Source organism: Wielerella bovis, assembly GCF_022354465.1.
Lineage (GTDB): Bacteria > Pseudomonadota > Gammaproteobacteria > Burkholderiales > Neisseriaceae > Wielerella > Wielerella bovis.
Map to the genome: position 1 here is coordinate 1356588 of NZ_CP092361.1, position 16185 is coordinate 1372772.

General features: G+C 42.9%; 18 protein-coding genes. 13 read left to right on the top strand and 5 right to left on the bottom strand.

Annotation, left to right across the window (positions count from 1 at the left end; all coding sequences use genetic code 11):
* The first annotated feature begins 65 nt into the window (after nt 1-65).
* The 7 genes from era to MIS45_RS06690 all read left to right on the top strand — a co-directional run bounded on the left by era (nt 66) and on the right by MIS45_RS06690 (nt 5807).
* Complete coding sequence (gene era / locus MIS45_RS06660) at nt 66-992, top strand: GTPase Era (RefSeq protein ID WP_249449954.1); 927 nt, start codon at nt 66-68, stop codon at nt 990-992.
* A 339-nt stretch (nt 993-1331) separates the two neighbouring features.
* Nucleotides 1332-1892: a tRNA 5-(aminomethyl)-2-thiouridylate-methyltransferase MnmM gene (mnmM, locus tag MIS45_RS06665; RefSeq protein ID WP_249449955.1), complete on the top strand. Its 561-nt coding sequence runs from the start codon at nt 1332-1334 to the stop codon at nt 1890-1892.
* Between the two features lie 166 nt (nt 1893-2058).
* Nucleotides 2059-2841: a peptidoglycan editing factor PgeF gene (pgeF, locus tag MIS45_RS06670; protein ID WP_249449956.1), complete on the top strand. Its 783-nt coding sequence runs from the start codon at nt 2059-2061 to the stop codon at nt 2839-2841.
* A 5-nt stretch (nt 2842-2846) separates the two neighbouring features.
* On the top strand, nt 2847-3548 hold the full coding sequence (locus MIS45_RS06675; RefSeq protein ID WP_249449957.1) for an alpha/beta hydrolase: 702 nt from the start codon (nt 2847-2849) through the stop codon (nt 3546-3548).
* Nucleotides 3536-4327 (top strand): NUDIX domain-containing protein, encoded by a 792-nt coding sequence (locus MIS45_RS06680; RefSeq protein WP_249449958.1) that lies wholly within the window; start codon nt 3536-3538, stop codon nt 4325-4327. The genes MIS45_RS06675 and MIS45_RS06680 overlap by 13 nt, the downstream gene beginning before the upstream one ends.
* Before the next feature lie 58 nt (nt 4328-4385).
* A complete protein-coding gene (locus tag MIS45_RS06685) occupies nt 4386-4751 on the top strand; it encodes an Mth938-like domain-containing protein (RefSeq protein ID WP_249441889.1) in 366 nt (121 codons plus the stop codon).
* 201 nt (nt 4752-4952) lie between these two features.
* On the top strand, nt 4953-5807 hold the full coding sequence (locus tag MIS45_RS06690) for an endonuclease/exonuclease/phosphatase family protein (protein WP_249449959.1): 855 nt from the start codon (nt 4953-4955) through the stop codon (nt 5805-5807).
* Nucleotides 5808-5958: 151 nt separating this feature from the next.
* Here MIS45_RS06690 and recN read toward each other — a convergent pair whose 3' ends face one another.
* Nucleotides 5959-7623 carry a DNA repair protein RecN gene (gene recN / locus MIS45_RS06695; RefSeq protein WP_249449960.1) on the bottom strand — a complete coding sequence of 555 codons (1665 nt, stop codon included), beginning with the start codon at nt 7621-7623 and terminating at the stop codon, nt 5959-5961.
* 117 nt (nt 7624-7740) lie between these two features.
* Here recN and gluQRS point away from each other — a divergent pair, with 117 nt between their 5' ends.
* The 6 genes from gluQRS (at nt 7741) to MIS45_RS06725 (ending at nt 11920) form a co-directional block, all read left to right on the top strand.
* The gene (gene gluQRS / locus MIS45_RS06700) at nt 7741-8637 is read left to right on the top strand and encodes a tRNA glutamyl-Q(34) synthetase GluQRS (protein ID WP_249451348.1); all 897 of its coding nucleotides are present in this window, start codon (nt 7741-7743) and stop codon (nt 8635-8637) included.
* Nucleotides 8638-8720: 83 nt separating this feature from the next.
* Nucleotides 8721-9695 (top strand): DUF58 domain-containing protein, encoded by a 975-nt coding sequence (locus MIS45_RS06705; protein WP_249449961.1) that lies wholly within the window; start codon nt 8721-8723, stop codon nt 9693-9695.
* 29 nt (nt 9696-9724) lie between these two features.
* The gene (locus MIS45_RS06710; protein WP_249449962.1) at nt 9725-10138 is read left to right on the top strand and encodes a hypothetical protein; all 414 of its coding nucleotides are present in this window, start codon (nt 9725-9727) and stop codon (nt 10136-10138) included.
* A gap of 23 nt (nt 10139-10161) precedes the next feature.
* Nucleotides 10162-10953 (top strand): hypothetical protein, encoded by a 792-nt coding sequence (locus tag MIS45_RS06715; RefSeq protein WP_249449963.1) that lies wholly within the window; start codon nt 10162-10164, stop codon nt 10951-10953.
* 22 nt (nt 10954-10975) lie between these two features.
* Nucleotides 10976-11488, top strand: a complete 513-nt coding sequence (locus tag MIS45_RS06720) for a hypothetical protein (protein WP_249449964.1) — start codon at nt 10976-10978, stop codon at nt 11486-11488.
* A gap of 123 nt (nt 11489-11611) precedes the next feature.
* On the top strand, nt 11612-11920 hold the full coding sequence (locus MIS45_RS06725) for a hypothetical protein (RefSeq protein ID WP_249449965.1): 309 nt from the start codon (nt 11612-11614) through the stop codon (nt 11918-11920).
* A gap of 419 nt (nt 11921-12339) precedes the next feature.
* Here MIS45_RS06725 and MIS45_RS06730 read toward each other — a convergent pair whose 3' ends face one another.
* From MIS45_RS06730 to MIS45_RS06745, 4 genes are all read right to left on the bottom strand, one after another.
* Nucleotides 12340-12849, bottom strand: coding sequence for a cytochrome b (locus MIS45_RS06730; protein WP_249449966.1), 510 nt, complete (start codon nt 12847-12849; stop codon nt 12340-12342).
* Between the two features lie 306 nt (nt 12850-13155).
* Nucleotides 13156-14049, bottom strand: a complete 894-nt coding sequence (gene asd / locus MIS45_RS06735; RefSeq protein ID WP_249449967.1) for an archaetidylserine decarboxylase — start codon at nt 14047-14049, stop codon at nt 13156-13158.
* 141 nt (nt 14050-14190) lie between these two features.
* Nucleotides 14191-15027, bottom strand: coding sequence for a porin family protein (locus MIS45_RS06740; RefSeq protein WP_249449968.1), 837 nt, complete (start codon nt 15025-15027; stop codon nt 14191-14193).
* Nucleotides 15028-15552: 525 nt separating this feature from the next.
* Complete coding sequence (locus tag MIS45_RS06745) at nt 15553-16104, bottom strand: tetratricopeptide repeat protein (RefSeq protein WP_249449969.1); 552 nt, start codon at nt 16102-16104, stop codon at nt 15553-15555.
* Nucleotides 16105-16185 lie beyond the last annotated feature (81 nt).

Sequence of the window (16185 nt, forward strand, 5' to 3'; positions counted from 1 at the left end):
TTCCAACATAAGTAGAAGATTTATTAATCCAAACCATATAGAATGAAATTTAAGAAAGAAAAAACATGGATATAGAAACCTTTTTGGCGCAAGAACAAAACGCCGCACAGGGCTACCATTGCGGTTTTATTGCGATTGTGGGTCGCCCGAACGTGGGTAAATCCACGCTGATGAACCATTTAATCGGGCAAAAAATCAGCATTACCAGCAAAAAAGCGCAAACCACGCGCCACAAAGTAACGGGCATCCACACCGATGACACCGCGCAATTCGTGTTTGTGGACACCCCCGGTTTTCAAACCGACCACCGCAACGCCTTGAACGACCGCCTGAATTTGAACGTAACCGAAGCGATGAGTGGCGTGGACGTGATTGCCTTTGTGATTGAAGCCATGCGTTTCACGGAAGCCGACCGCACGGTGTTGAAACAGTTGCCAAAAAACACGCCAGTTGTGCTGGTTGTAAACAAAATTGACAAGGACAAAGCGAAAGACAAATTCGCGCTCAATCAATTTATTGATGAGGTCAAACAAGAATTTGACTTTGCCGAAGTGGAAGTGGTGAGCGCGAAACACGGTTTGCGGATTGTGAATTTGTTGGCGACTTTGCGCCCCATGCTGCCTGAAAGCGTGCCAATGTACCCCGAAGACATGGTTACCGACAAATCCAGCCGCTTTTTGGCGATGGAGATTGTGCGCGAAAAACTGTTCCGCTATTTGGGCGAAGAATTGCCCTACGCCATGAATGTGGAAGTGGAACAATTTAAAGAAGAAAATGGCATGAACCACATCTACATCGCCGTGTTGGTGGACAAAGAAAATCAAAAGCCCATCGTCATCGGCAAAGGTGGCGAAAAGCTGAAAAAAATCTCCACCGAAGCGCGTTTGGACATGGAAAAACTGTTTGATTGCAAAGTGTATTTGAAAGTTTGGGTGAAAGTAAAATCGGGCTGGGCTGACGACATTCGTTTCTTGAATGAACTGGGTTTATAATAATTTCAGGCTGCCTTGCAATATTAGCGAAGTAAAATAAGAAAGATGCAAGGCGACCGCGCTCACCGTGTACAAATAGTACATAAGGGCGTGGGCAATGAAGCAGATTTCTTATTTTAATTTACTATAATTAGGTAGCCTTTCAGTACATGACAATTTTTGGGATTGCCACCAATCTGTCCCCTCCCCAGCCAGCGGGAGAAGGGACAGGTTTCAGGCAGCACAACTATTTTTGTCGTGTACTGTAAGGCAGCCTGAAAACAATCTCATTTATCCATTGCAACGATGCGCAAATTGATGACATATTTTATTGTTCAATACCGAAAGGCAGCCTGAAAAATGCCCCTACCCACCGCGCTTAATTTGATTCACGATTTACTCCGTCGCCACGTTCGCACAGGCGATTGCGTATTAGACGGCACCGCAGGCAACGGCAACGACACCCTATTATTGGCGCAATTAGTCGGCGATTCAGGCTGCGTATATGCCTTTGATATACAAGAACAAGCGATACAAAATACCGCCGCACGCTTGCAACAACACGGCGTACAACATCGCGCCAAATTGATTTTGGCAGGACACGAACGCGCCAACGAATTTATCTCACAAACACTTGCCGCCGCCGTATTTAATCTCGGCTATTTGCCACACGGCAACCCGAATATTACCACGCAGCCTGAAAACAGCATTGCCGCGTTTCAGGCTGCCTTATCCTTGCTCAAACCGCGCGGATTATTGCTCGCCGCCTTGTATCACGGACACGAGCAAGGTAAACCCGAAACCGCCGCCGTGTTAGATTTCGCCACGCAACTTCCTTATGCAGAATATCGCGTGGCGAAATACGAATTTATCAATCAAGATAATTGTCCGCCGATTTTTTTGGCAATAGAAAAACGTTGATTTTTTCAGGCTGCATTTATATCCACAGTATTTATAGTCGTTTAAAATAGAAATAAGACAAGGCAACAGCGACCGCCGTGTACACCGAGTATATAAGGGAGCTGGTAACGCCGTATTATTTTTATTTTAAACGACTATACATCACATTAAAAACAGAAAGCACACCATGTCGCACCACACACTCAATCAAGCCATTCATCTTCCCCAGCCCATCACAGGCAGCTTTTTTGCTGCCGACTGGAACGCGCCGCGCCATGTCAAAACATTGATAAGCACGCGCAATGGTGGCGTGAGTGAAGGCGTGTATCGCAGCCTGAATTTGGGCGCACATGTTGGCGATAATCCCGACCATGTCGTGCAAAATCGCGCCATTGTGCAAACGCAAGTCCCTGTTCCATTGGCATATTTAAACCAAATCCACAGCGCAGACGTAGTGCAAGCCAGCGATAGCGTGCATACGCCACAAAATGCCGATGCTTCGTGGGACAACACAGGCACGGTGGCGTGTGCCGTGATGACAGCGGATTGTTTGCCCGTATTATTTTGCGACCGCGCAGGCACGGTGGTGGCAGCGGCGCACGCAGGGTGGCGCGGTTTAGCCAATGGCGTATTGCAAAACACGGTGGCGGCAATGGGCGTAGAACCGATTGAAATCATGGCATATTTTGCACCTGCTATTGGAGCAGAAGCATTTGAAGTGGGACAAGATGTGTTTGATGCGTTTGTTACCGATTTGCCGCCAGCAGAATCCGCGTTTCAAGCGATTGGTGGCGGTAAGTATTTGGCAGATATTTATTTTTTGGCACGACTGATTTTGCAGCGTGAAGGCGTGAACCAGATTTTTGGAGGCGAACATTGCACGGTGTTGGAGCGCGACACGTTTTTCTCGTATCGCCGCGATGGACAAACGGGGCGCATGGTTAGTGTGATTTGGTTGGATAAGGGATAAATTTAATGCAGCATTTCATCATCAATGAAACCGAAATCAGCGTTTTTTTGCCGACCGAAAGGCAGCCTGAAAACCTTGTTTGGTACACTTTTCCTGATAATTTAACCGAAGCACAAAATTTGGCGCAATTATTGCCTCATCATATTGTTGTGGCGATTTTTGAACGCGACTGGGAGCGTCATTTCACGCCATGGGCGGCACCTCGTTTGTTTAAAAAAGGAGCAGATTTTGGTGGCAATGCTGCCGAATATTATGCTCATTTGCTGACACAAATCGTGCCGCAAATTGAACAACAATGTGGTTTTCAGGCTGCCTATCGTGGGATTTTGGCTTATTCATTGGCAGGTTTAATGGCAATGTATGGGGCTTATACGCAGCCATTTTTTGATGCGATTGCCTGCGTTTCGGGCAGTTTGTGGTTTGATGGCTGGTCGGATTTTGCGGCAAAAAACACGCCAGCGCAGTTGCCACGCGCGATTTATTTTTCGCTGGGCGACCAAGAGGCCAACACGCACAATCAGCGTATGGCGCAAGTGCAAATCGCTACTGAATATACGGTTAAATTATGGCAACAATATGATTTACCTGTTTATTTTGAAATCAATCAGGGTGGACATTTTGATAATGTGGCGCAACGTTTGGCACGCGCCGCGTGGGTATTATCAGGCAGCCTGAAAACAGAAAGGACATCAATATGCCACCCATAATTCATGTGGTTGCAGGTATTTTATACAATGAGAGCGGCGAATTTTTGTTGTCATCGCGCCCCGCTGGCAAACCGTACGCAGGTTATTGGGAATTTGCGGGCGGAAAAGTGGAAGCGGGCGAAAGCGAATTTGCCGCGCTGCAACGCGAATTTGCCGAAGAATTAGGTATTGACATTCAAAGTGCAACGCCATGGTTGGCGAAATTTCATCAATATGAACACGCGCAGGTGCATTTGCGTTTTTTTCGGGTGCAAGCGCACGAATGGCGCGGCGAATTGCAAGCGCGGGAACAACAACAATGGGCATGGCAGCGTGCTGGCGATTTGAACGTATCGCCGATGTTGCCTGCCAATACGGCTTTGCTCAATGCTTTGGCGATTCCTACGCAATTTTCAGGCAGCCTGAAAACGGGGTTGGTCGGACACAATACGCTGGGCGAATACCGTGTTGTGCCACATCATTTGGCAGAAATCACGCATCAAAATGTGTGGCTGCATTATGATGAATGGCGCAATTTAACAAGGCAACCTGAAAAAAATAGTGTATGGATTATTGTGGACAATGTGGCGCAGTTTCAGGCTGCCTTGGATGCCGATGTGTTTATTTGGCGCGTGGCGGACGATGAAATGGCACACGCGGTGGAACGTATCTTGCAAGATGGCGCAGCACAACCGATTGTGGTATGCGCACCAGCTACATTATGTGAACGCTGGGGCAAAAAATGGCTGGCAGTTGGTGCACAAGCTGTTTTGTGTGATGATGCGTGCGCGTTGGTCTAGTTTTCAGGCTGCCTGAAAATTGATAAACAAATACAATGTTCCAATCAAAGTAAAAACGATGCAATTCAATGAATTAACCAGCCAAAATGTACCGCAAATTAACAGCATTTCCAGCAACGAAATCGTCATCAACGACATAGCTTACACACAAGCTATTTGCATTCAACCGACAGGCGTGCAAACCATTTGCGCTGCTACGCCACACGATTTACGCCCCGAAGATTTTCAGGCTGCCCTCAATCAAGGCGCGGACGTATTATTGGTCGGCACAGGCTCGCAACAACAATTTTTGTCGCCATCTATCGTGGCACAAATCGCTCAATACGGCATCGGCATAGAATGTATGAACACCGCCGCTGCTTGTCGCACCTACACTTTGCTCACAGGCGAAGGACGCAATGTCTGGGCATGGTTGTGGTTGTAAAAAGGCAGCCTGAAAATTACGATTTTCAGAACCTGTATTCGTAAGATTGATAGCTTGATTTTATTGACAATTCATGGCGAATACAAGGCGGATTTTCATGCCAATATCGGGACTATTGGCGTGAAAAACCAATGCAGTAGTCGTATGAAGTGGCGATAAAAGCGAGCTATGAAGATTATGAATACAGGTTCTCATACAATCATGCAAAATTTTTTCAGTAAACGTTTCCATTTCTTGGCAATTTTGGCATTACTCGCGTTTCTTGTCGGACAATTATTGGGAAAAATCCATTGGTTTGCCGAATTGTTCAGCCATTTTGTGCCGCATTACGCACTACTATTTGCGTTGGCAACGATTTGGGCGCGTGGAAAAATATGGCGCGGTTTGTGGAGCATCTGTTTGATTATTTGCTTGATTTTCTTATTTACACCATCTAGCCATCATCATAATGCAGCAAACAGTTGGCGCATGATTTGGTACAACGTCAATTTAAACAACGATGAACCATTGAGCGAAACCGAGCAGATTTTGGCATATCAACCACAAATAGTGGCATTGGCAGAAATTGATTTGAACGATGCGCGTTGGCAAAAATTACATGATGCCTTGCCGCATGGTTGTGAATATCAATCTGATAGTCCGTTTGCCTTGGCAGTGTGGAGCACACAAACTTGGCAATCGTGTACTGTACATTTTGTCGGCGATTATCCATATATCCGTGCAGAACAAGCTGGGCGTGTGGTGTACGCGTTGCATCCGCAACCACCGATTAACCGTGAATTGGCTCAATCACGAGCCGAATATTTAGCCGAAATTGCACCTAAAATTGCGCGTGAAAATAAGATTTTAGTGGTAGGCGATTTAAATACCAGTCCATTTTCTCCTGTGTTTCGTCAATTTGTTCGTACCGCAAATATTGCGCCGCAAACGCCTAATTGGTGGCTTACTTGGCGAACATTTGGGCTGAATATTGACCATGTATTAGCGCGTGAAACAGTACAAGTGCAAACCATGAAATGGGGACAATCTGACCATCGTGGCTTGTGGGTGGAATGATTTTCAGGCTGCCTGAAAAGATTTTATAGTGGATTCAATTTAAATCAGGACAAGGCGACAGCGACCACCGTGTACTCATAGTAAGAGAGCTGGCAACGCTGTACTGGTTTAAATTGAATTCACTATACAAAGGTTTCAGGCTGCCTTTATTTTATTTCGCCGCTAAATCCAACATTTCTTTTGCATGTGTGCGTGTCGTATCGGTAATTTTCTCGCCGCCTAGCATACGCGCCAATTCATCAACACGCGAATCCGAATCCAATACTTTGATTTCACTAACCGTTTGCTCTTCATCGCTGTGTTTCGCAACCTGCCAATGATGTTCGCCACACGCCGCTACCTGTGGCAAATGTGTTACTGCCAACACCTGATGTTTGTTGCCCAATGTGCGCAATGCGCGCCCCACCGTTTCCGCTACACCACCGCCAATACCCGTGTCCACCTCGTCAAAAATCAAAGTTGGCACTTGCGTGTATTGACTGGTAACCACTTGAATAGACAAACTAATCCGTGCCAATTCTCCACCCGAAGCTACCTTGTTTAATGGACGTAACTGGCTGCCCTTATTTGCCGCCACCTGATATTGCACCTGCTCCAAACCATGCGCCGCAGGGCTGGCAGGCAATAATTCAATGTGGAATTTTGCCCCTTTCATCGCCAAACCTTGCATGTGTTCAGTGGTTTCTTTGGCTAGTTTTGCAGCAGCTTTATGGCGTTTGGCGGATAGTTTTTGTGCGGTTTCCATATACGCCGCTTCCGCTTGCGCCACTTGTTTTTGCAGCGCATCAATATCCGCAGCGGCTTCCAAATCCAGTAAGGCAGCCTGAATTTCTGCTAATTTTTCAGGCAGCATTTCAGGTTCAACACGATATTTTCTTGCTGCCGACATCAATTCTTGCAAACGTTCTTCCTTTGCCGCTAATTCATTGGGATTGATTTCCACATCACTCAACACATCGCCCACCAAATGCGACACTTCGCTTAACTCAGCTTCTATGCTATCGAGCATTGCCAAACTTTCAGCAAAACGCGGTTCCACTTCACTCAATCGTCCCAATACGCGCTGACAACGATGCACCATACGCAAAATTCCACTATCATCGTTATCAATGATTTCTTGCGCTTCGCCAGCCGCCTGCAACAATTCCGCCGCATTCGCCAAACTGTCGTGCGACTGATTCAGCGTTTCCCACTCACCTGTTTCTAAATTTAATTGCTCTAACTCATTGAATTGCCACTCTAAACGCTCGCGTTCAATCGCCAAATTTTCCGCTTGCGTTTGCGCGGCGGTAAGTGCGCGTTTGGCGTTTTGCCATGCTTGATAATCTGTTTTCGTTTGCTCAACCAGATTCAGGCTGCCTGAAAATGCATCCAATAATTGCCGTTGCGCCGTTTCCTGATTCAGCGAATGATGTGCATTTTGCCCATGAATATCAATTAATTGCGAGCCTACTGCCTTTAATTGCGCCAAAGTCGCTGCCTGATTATTGATAAAACTGCGGCTTTTGCCTTTCGCGTCAATAATGCGGCGAATGGACAATTCCGTTTCCTGTTCCGACAATAAACCTTGTTCACACAATTCCTGTTGCAAATCAGGCAGTTCAGATACATCAAACAATGCCGACAACTGCGCTTCTTTTGCGCCATTGCGTACTTGGCTGTAATCCGCCTTATCGCCCAGCAGCAGCGCGAGCGCATCCAGCGTAATGGATTTGCCTGCGCCTGTTTCGCCTGTTAGCACGGTAAATCCATTTTGAAAGTTTAAATTCAGTTTTTCTACAATCACAAAATCTTGTAAAGAAAGCGCGAGTAGCATTTTCAGGCTGCCTTTTAGTCAAAAAAAAAGAATTATAACGGTTTTATATTTGTATCAAAAGGCAGCCTGAAAAGTTATAATTTGTTTATTTTCCACAAAATAAGGCAGCCTGAAAAAATGTACATCGGACGTTTTGCCCCCAGCCCAACGGGTTTGTTGCACATTGGTTCTTTGCTCACCGCGTTGGCAAGTTATGCTGATGCACGCGCGCACGGTGGCAAATGGTTGGTACGCATGGAAGACCTTGACCCGCCGCGTGAAATGGACGGTGCGGCGGCGCATATTTTGCGGACATTGGAAACCTTTGGTTTTGAGTGGGACGGCGAAGTGGTGTATCAAAGTCAGCGTCATGATTTGTATGCCGATGCGTTGGGCAGCCTGAAAAATCGTGGTTTGGCGTATCCTTGTTATTGCAGTCGCAAGGATTGGCATGCAGCGGCAAGTATGGGTGTGGATGGTTTTGTGTACAACGGCGCGTGTCGTGAAAATATTTTCAGGCTGCCTGAAACAGATGCGGATAAACAGCCTGCATGGCGCATAAAAGTAAGCGATGAAATACTGGCATTTGATGATGCGATTGTCGGGCGATACGCGCAGCAATTGGCGCGTGATATTGGCGATTTTGTGTTGCAGCGTGCCGATGGATTTTGGGCGTACCAATTGGCGGTGGTGGTGGACGATGCGGCACAAGGCATCACGCATATTGTGCGCGGACAAGATTTATTGGTTTCCACGCCGCGCCAGATTTATTTGCAGCATTGCTTGAATCTGCCCACGCCGCAATATGCACATTTACCTTTATTGCTTAATCGTTTGGGACAAAAATGGTCTAAACAAACGCTGGCGCCTGCTTTGGATTGTGAACAAAAAGAAATGCTGTTGCGCCAAGTGATGACTTATTTGAATGTGCCGCCTGCGCCAGAAGTGGACAATGTGCGCGATTTATTGGCGTGGACGGTGGCGCATTGGGATTTGGTGCGAGTACCGCGTGCAGCGATTCAAACAGAATCATAAAAAGCAGCATCAATTGTGATAGGCAGCCTGAAAAATATGGTTGCTAATATTTCAGGCTGCCTAATAAAAAATAGGATAACTTAATGATAAATTTATGGAAAAACAAAGAAATTCTCACCATTACACAAGATGGTACTTTTACAGGACGACACGTTTCATTGCGTCCAACCAAATTATGCCTTTCTTTATTGGCGTTGAGCGTGGCGATTTGGATTGGCGCGGCGAATTATCAAGTCAATGTCGCGTATGCCGTGTGTTTTTGGGTGCTCGGATTTATTGGCGTAGCGGCGTTGCTGACATGGCGACAATTGCTCGGTTTGCACGTTCATTTGGATTTTTCCGATGAAGTATTTGCGGGACAAACCGCAGATGTGTTGATAAAAATGAACGGCGGCACACGTTCGCGTGTTGTGTGGTGGCGTGGCGAATATGCCGAAATCATAGATGAAGATGATGCCAGTCAATTAACGGCATGGCAGCGAGCGGATATTTCAGGCAGCCTGCCAAAAAATAATCAGCACACATTCACATGGCACATTCCGATTATGCAACGCGGCTATTTTCCGCAGCCATTGTTATTAAGATGGGCAACATCCGCGCCATTTGGTTTATTTCACGCCGAATGTCGTTTAGCGTGGCAATCGGTGGCGGTAGCGTTTGCTGCGCCTTTGCCACACAATGATTTTGGTACAGCCGCTTTGCCCGATGAAGAACAAACATCGCAACAAGCAGGCGCACACGGCGATGACATTGCTTATTTGAAAAATCATCAGGACGGCGCAAGTTTGCAGCACATCGCGTGGAAAGTGTACGCCAAACGCGGCGAATTGATGGACAAAGTGTTTGATGAACCACCACCGAGCCAACACAGCGAAATCATTTCTTACCGTGATTATCCACAAGGTACACCGATTGATAAATTGGCAAGTTTGCTGACCTATCGCGTGTTGCAAGCGGATAAATTGGGTGCGCCCTACACTTTGGAATTGCCCAATTTAACGCTGACACCGCAAAATGGTCTGCGCGAAAAATGTTTGAATGCTTTGGCATTGATGTGATTTTTCAGGCAGCCTGAAAGGATTGTAGAATGATAAGCAATCAAGATAAATATGAAATATTATATTACTGTGTTGATTTAAAAGATATTTTTATATCTTATTGTGATTATTACCAATATTCTTTTAAACAAACCGAAACACTAGATAAATTCTGTGATTTTTTACTGGAAATTATCCACGATGGTAGCGTTACGATGGTACAAATCCCGAATAATGCCTTATTGGGACAACTGCCTCCCTTTCCCCATTACACACAATCGGCAGAAGAATTTGTTGCCGCGTTTCGCCGTGAATATCCCACTTTTGAAATGTGCCAACAATCCTATCCTGATGACCCCGACTGGTGGTGGAAATGGGAATGGTGGGTGTGGGATTATCGCACAGTAGATATTGACCCATGTATTCATATTGAAATATATGAACCCAACTTTCAGGCAGCCTGAAAACATAATTTTAGAGACGACAGATGAATAAATGCCACAAACTTTTTCCCATTGCCACCTTGATTGGCGGGATTGTGCCATTTTTTTACACACAATATATTGGCATTGTTGCATTGGGTCATTTGGTTCCATTTTCAGTGGCCAGTTTTGTGATTGCTTTGATTTTGACGGACGCGATTACAGGTACAGAAGGAATCGATAAAAACGAATTGAGCCATTTCTTCTTATTAAATTTGGTTGTGCCTTTTGCAGATATTTTCTTTGAAATCAATTGGCTGCTTATCTTTTACTATGCACTCTTGTTCAGTTTCATCTTTTTAAAAAAATTGAGACAACAATGGTGGATAAGCGCAACTTGTGCTTTATTGTTAAGTGGATTATTGGCAATGGATTTTGAATATAATCAAGAAAAACAAGATATTCTTGCCAACAAAACCTTATCCATTTCAGGCAGCATACCCCAAACCATTTTGGAAACTGGCAGCCCAAAATACCGTAAAACTTATTTTGTTTTCAATGAAATGCGATTTGACTGCTATTACAATCGCCCTTTTTTATGCCGCAATATTTTTCAATATGCCAATCAACACGCCCAAATCCACTACATTTTGGAAAACAATGAACCAGAACGAGCGCGTATCGTTTCGGTACAAGTTGGCGATAAAATATTATGGTCGCGTGAGCAAACATTGGCGTGGTATAACGCGCATGAAAAACAGATTTGGCGTGAATTATGGGGAGGATTATTGCTGATTTCATTGCCATTTTTATTTTTGTACTTATGGGCACGGAAAATTGTTTTTCAGGCTGCCTGAAACCAATTTTTAATAAAAAAATATGCAAAAATTCATACTTTTACGCGGACACGAAGGCTCGGGCAAATCTACTTTTGCCGCACAACAAATCGCCCAATTCCAACGCGATTATCCTCATGCACACATCGTTCACATAGACAACGACCATGCTCTAACCGATGAACATGGCAACTATCATTTTGATTTTGAACAATTTGCAGCCGCTCACAAAATCAATCAAATCCGACAAAACGAAGCCTTTGCGCTGGGCAAACGTGAACCGCAGCGCGATATTTTAATCATCAATGCCAATCCTAATCAAAAAGCCAAAACCTGTTACACCTTGATTGATTTGGCAAAAGCACACGGTTTTGTGGTGGAAGTATATCGCTTGCACAATTTTTTTCCAAATATTCATGATGTTGCCGAAGAAGATGTACTGCGTGGCTATGCACGACTGAATGCCAATCCTGTGGACGGCGAAATTCATGTGCCAGCCGTGCGCGAAATGTCAGCAGCGCAACGGGCGGTGTTGGCACAATTTGATACAAAATAAGGCTTTTCCATGCCATAATCGCGTTTAAAGCACAGGAATATTATCAACTTGCTGCCAAACAGGGCGATAAATGAGCAAAAAAAGGTTGAAAAATTGCATCCATATTTTCAGGCAGCCTGAAAAATGAAATTATCTAATGAAACAAAATCTTGGTTGAAATATATTACCATACCACATTTACTGACCATGTTATTAATGTTACCAGCCGCACCCCTGTGGTTAGCGAGTGGTGTAGTAGGCGTATTTTGCTGTTTCCCACGAGATAGGACATACATTCAATTGGTTTCAGGCTGCCTGCTCATTTTTGTTATTTTATTGATAATTGGTGGTTTTGGGATTTCTCGCCATAAGAGAATAGGCAAAATATTGATTTCTCTCACCCTTTATTTTTGGTTTTTGGCTGGATTTTTTTCATTGGCTTCACATTATTAAAAAATCATGAATGCAAGGTGCTATTACTGAAATGATTAGAATTTTAAAGATAAAAGGGAATGATAATGTGTTCACGGTTGATTTTTGTATAGTGAATTCAATTTAAACCAGTACAGCGTTGCCAGCTCCCTTATGTACTAGGTGTACACAGCGGTCACTGTCGCCTTGTCCTGATTTAAATTGAATCCACTATAAGAATGAGGGCACAGAGTTGAAATGCAACATCGCGCCCTCATTCTTATAAGCCTGAAACTTTTGCACAATCTATTCAGGCAACCTGAAAACTCGTAGTGTGTATATCCATATCCGATATTTTTTTAAATTAGAACAAATAGTTATTAAATATAAGAAATGTTGGATTCAAGAATTTAACCTATAATTTTAAGTTTTATAAATTTCAAGCCTCTAATAGTGATCAATTATTTACCCACCATACGGTTCATGATTTTTTCACCTTTTATTTGATGATAAACCGCAAAGCCGATATGTCCAACTGCTAAAGCAAATAATGCAAAACCTAATTTACCATGCGCTGCATTACCCAGTTGCCCCATCCATTCAATTTTATCAGTGGCCTTATCCATCACATTCATTCCAAAAACACTTAATGGACTTCTACCTGTACCATATTGACGTAACAAAGCAACTAATGGCACAGCAATCATCAAAACATACAATCCCAAATGTCCAAGTTTAACCAGCAAATTACCATGCGGACGTTTTGTCCAATTTAATACAGCCCAAATCGCGCGCATAATAACCAAAACCATCATCAAAAAACCAACGGATTTATGATAAGCCATGAGACTAAAATATGCTTCGTCTATTGTCCATAAAATGACTGTTAATAATAAAAAAGAGAATCCCAAAGCCATTGACCAATGGAAAAAACGGCTAATCAGACCATAACGCTGCGTATTATCGTACATAATATTCCTTTATTTAACATGATGATTAAACAACAAATTATAAGTGAAACTTGTGTTAAATATTGTATAGAGGCTACACACCACGAAACTTGTATAAATTTTAAGTATCAATTGGCAAAAAGGTATTAGTTAGAAAAATAAAATAAGACGATTTTGGCCACCTAAATCTTATTTTTTATCTTGAATAACTAGGGGCTAAATGACAGCACTGCGATGTTGTTTTTTCAGAAAAATTGTTAAATTCGAGGGAAAACAAACTGAAAACGACACCGCTACGCTGTCATTTATATTATTCAAACCTTTATTTTATGTAGTCAATGTTCCCAACACTTCGCCCATTTTCGTGCTGGCACCCGCTACCAAACGAGCATCTAATTCAACCGTATTAGCTGGGAACAAATTAATGACGGTGGAACCCAGCAAAAATGCGCCCATCTCCGCACCTTTTGCTAAACGAATTGCGCCATCGCCCTCTGTAGGATAATCCCACACACGCACGCCTTTTTCACGCGGCGGATTAACCACGCCATGCCATACTGTGCGCATACTCGCTGTAACTGTTGCACCAACCAAAACTTGTACCATTGCGCCAAATGCCGTATCAAACACACAAATCACACGTTCGTTGCGCGCAAACAAGTTGGGAACATGTTGTGCCAAAAATGGATTCACGGAAAATAATTCGCCCGACACATAAATCATTTTGCGCAACACACCATCACATGGCATATGTACACGATGATAATCGCGTGGCGACAAATAAGTTGTTAAAAATGTGCCATTGTTAAATTGTGCCACTAATTCTGTATCACCAGCCAACAAATCTTCCAGCGTAAAAAAATGTCCTTTGGCTTGCAACAACAAATTGCTAGCAACTTTCCCACCTTCACTCACGCGACCATCGGCAGGTAACGCCAATTCGTTTTCGCCTACACAAATTGGACGCATACCTTCTTTTAGTTCACGCGTGAAAAATTCGTTAAATGTTTCAAAATCAGAAGGTTGAGATTTTTTTGCTTCATCCCAGTTAATTTTATATGCAGCTGCAAATTGTTTGATAACAAAATGCGTTGCACCACCCCATTTTTTCTCGGCAAACCAACCTGCCAATCGTGTTACTGCCAGTTGTGGTAAAACATAATGAAATGCGATTTTGGCGCGTTCGGAACAAGTGGGTTTGGAATATGGTTTCAAATTCATGGTATTTGTCTGTATCAATAATAAAAAAACAGTATTGTAAACGAAATAGGCAGCCTGAAAATAGTTTCAGGCTGCCTATTCAATTTCAAATCGTAAGATTAATGACTTAATTTTGGTGATAACTCTCGCAAATACAGATTATTAGAACGTGTATTGCAATTTTACCCCAATTTCATGTGTATAATTTTTAGGTTCTAGACTTTCACTTTTGAGTTTACTACCATCATCTGCGACAACTTCTTTAATGATTGAATCCGAATCAAACACTTTCCAACCACGATAGAATGGACCAATACTCAATTTGCTACCATTATTAAGCTGTTTAGAAACTGGAATTTCTACTTCCAATCCTTTGGCATTACGTTGTTTCATTTTTTCCGTTTCTTCTAAATAAGAAATTTGCTGACCATATATGCCGTGATTATAAGCAATTTTGGGAGTAATAAAATGATTTTTAGGTAACTGAATTTGCAAACCCGCTCCAATGTGAGCATAAACCGTTTTATTTTTTCTATCGTAATCTTCCGGATCTAAACGAGTGTTTAAATCACGCAAGACACGATAACCCAATCCCGTCTCAAATATACCTGTAATATCATCTTTAATAGGATGCGTATACTCATACATTGAACGTATATCATATGATTGACGAGGAACATTTTTTTGTATCACAGAACCATAAGGTGTTCCTTCTGGATTTTCCTCATCGCCATTCATACCACCCGTATAATCAATTTTCCCTTTGGAATATCTGGTTTCAAGTTTAACTGCGTGAGTATCATTCAACCGATATTTAATTGCCCCTGTGATTGAATTCAAATTTCCGCGCTGTTGCATAAATCGTTCTGTACCATTGGTATATTCGCGATATGTTTCACGATAACGTTCCGCACCTATACTAACTTCTACAGGTTTTGAAAATGCAGGAACAGCAAGCAAAATCATACTGCCTGCTAATAATAATTTATTGTATTTCATCAACTTTATCTCCATTGAATTAAAATTTCATTTTGTAGAGTATAAAGTCTATCACAATAAATGTACTATTTATTTTGATTTTTATCAAATAATTTATAAAAGATAATTATTATATTTTTATACCAAAATCTTTACACAACCCTAAATTCGCAGGACATTCAAAGTGACAGCATTGCAAAGAAATACGCTAGAAATAGGTAGTTTGAAACCTTTGCAAAATCTATAGTGAATTCAATTTAAACCAGTACAGCGTTGCCAGCTCCATTATGTACTATGTGTACACGGCAGTCACTGTCGCCTTATCCTGATTTAAATTGAATCCACTATATTTAGGCTGAAACCTTTGCAAAACTCTTAAAATTTGGTATTTAAAAATTTTAATTTTTTGAATTTTAAGAAATTTATTTTTCAAAAAAGTTAAAGAAATAGAGTTTTACAAAGGTTTCAGGCTGCTTGAAAATTTGTAGGTCAGATTTTGCAAAAATTTCAGGCTACCTAAAATAAATAGGCAGCCTGCAAAATAACTCAAATATTTGCGTCTTCCAATTGTTTCAACGCATTTTGTGCATTTTCATCACCCAATGCCGCAGCCTTTGTCCACCAATGTTTAGCATGCTCAAAACGACGTGCATTGGCATACACCACACCAAAATTAAATTGTGCTTCAGGATAATCTTGTATCGCCGCCGCTTCAAACCAATCAGCAGCCATTTCATTATCCTGTTTCACACCCGCACCCATAAAATACGCTAAACCCAACTGATTTTGCGCATCTGCATCACCCACATCCGCCGCTTTTTTCCACCAATGTACAGCTTGTTCAGCTTCCCCATCGTGGGCGCATAAATACCCTAAATGCGTTTGCGCGTGCACATCACCCAACAATGCAGCTCTTTCACACCAATGTTTGGCCAATTTTGGATTTTCCGCCACGCCTTTGCCCGTGCCATACAAAATCGCTAAATTGTGGCAAGCCTGCGCATTATCTTCGTCCGCCAAGATTTTCCATTCAGCAAACGCAGTTTCAAAATCACCATTTTCATAGGCGATTAAGCCTTTGTCTTGCATATCCGTCATATTACTTTCCCTGTTTACACTACTTTCACAGCCTGAAAAATTTGCACGCATTATACCCCATTTTTCAGGCTGCCTATTCAT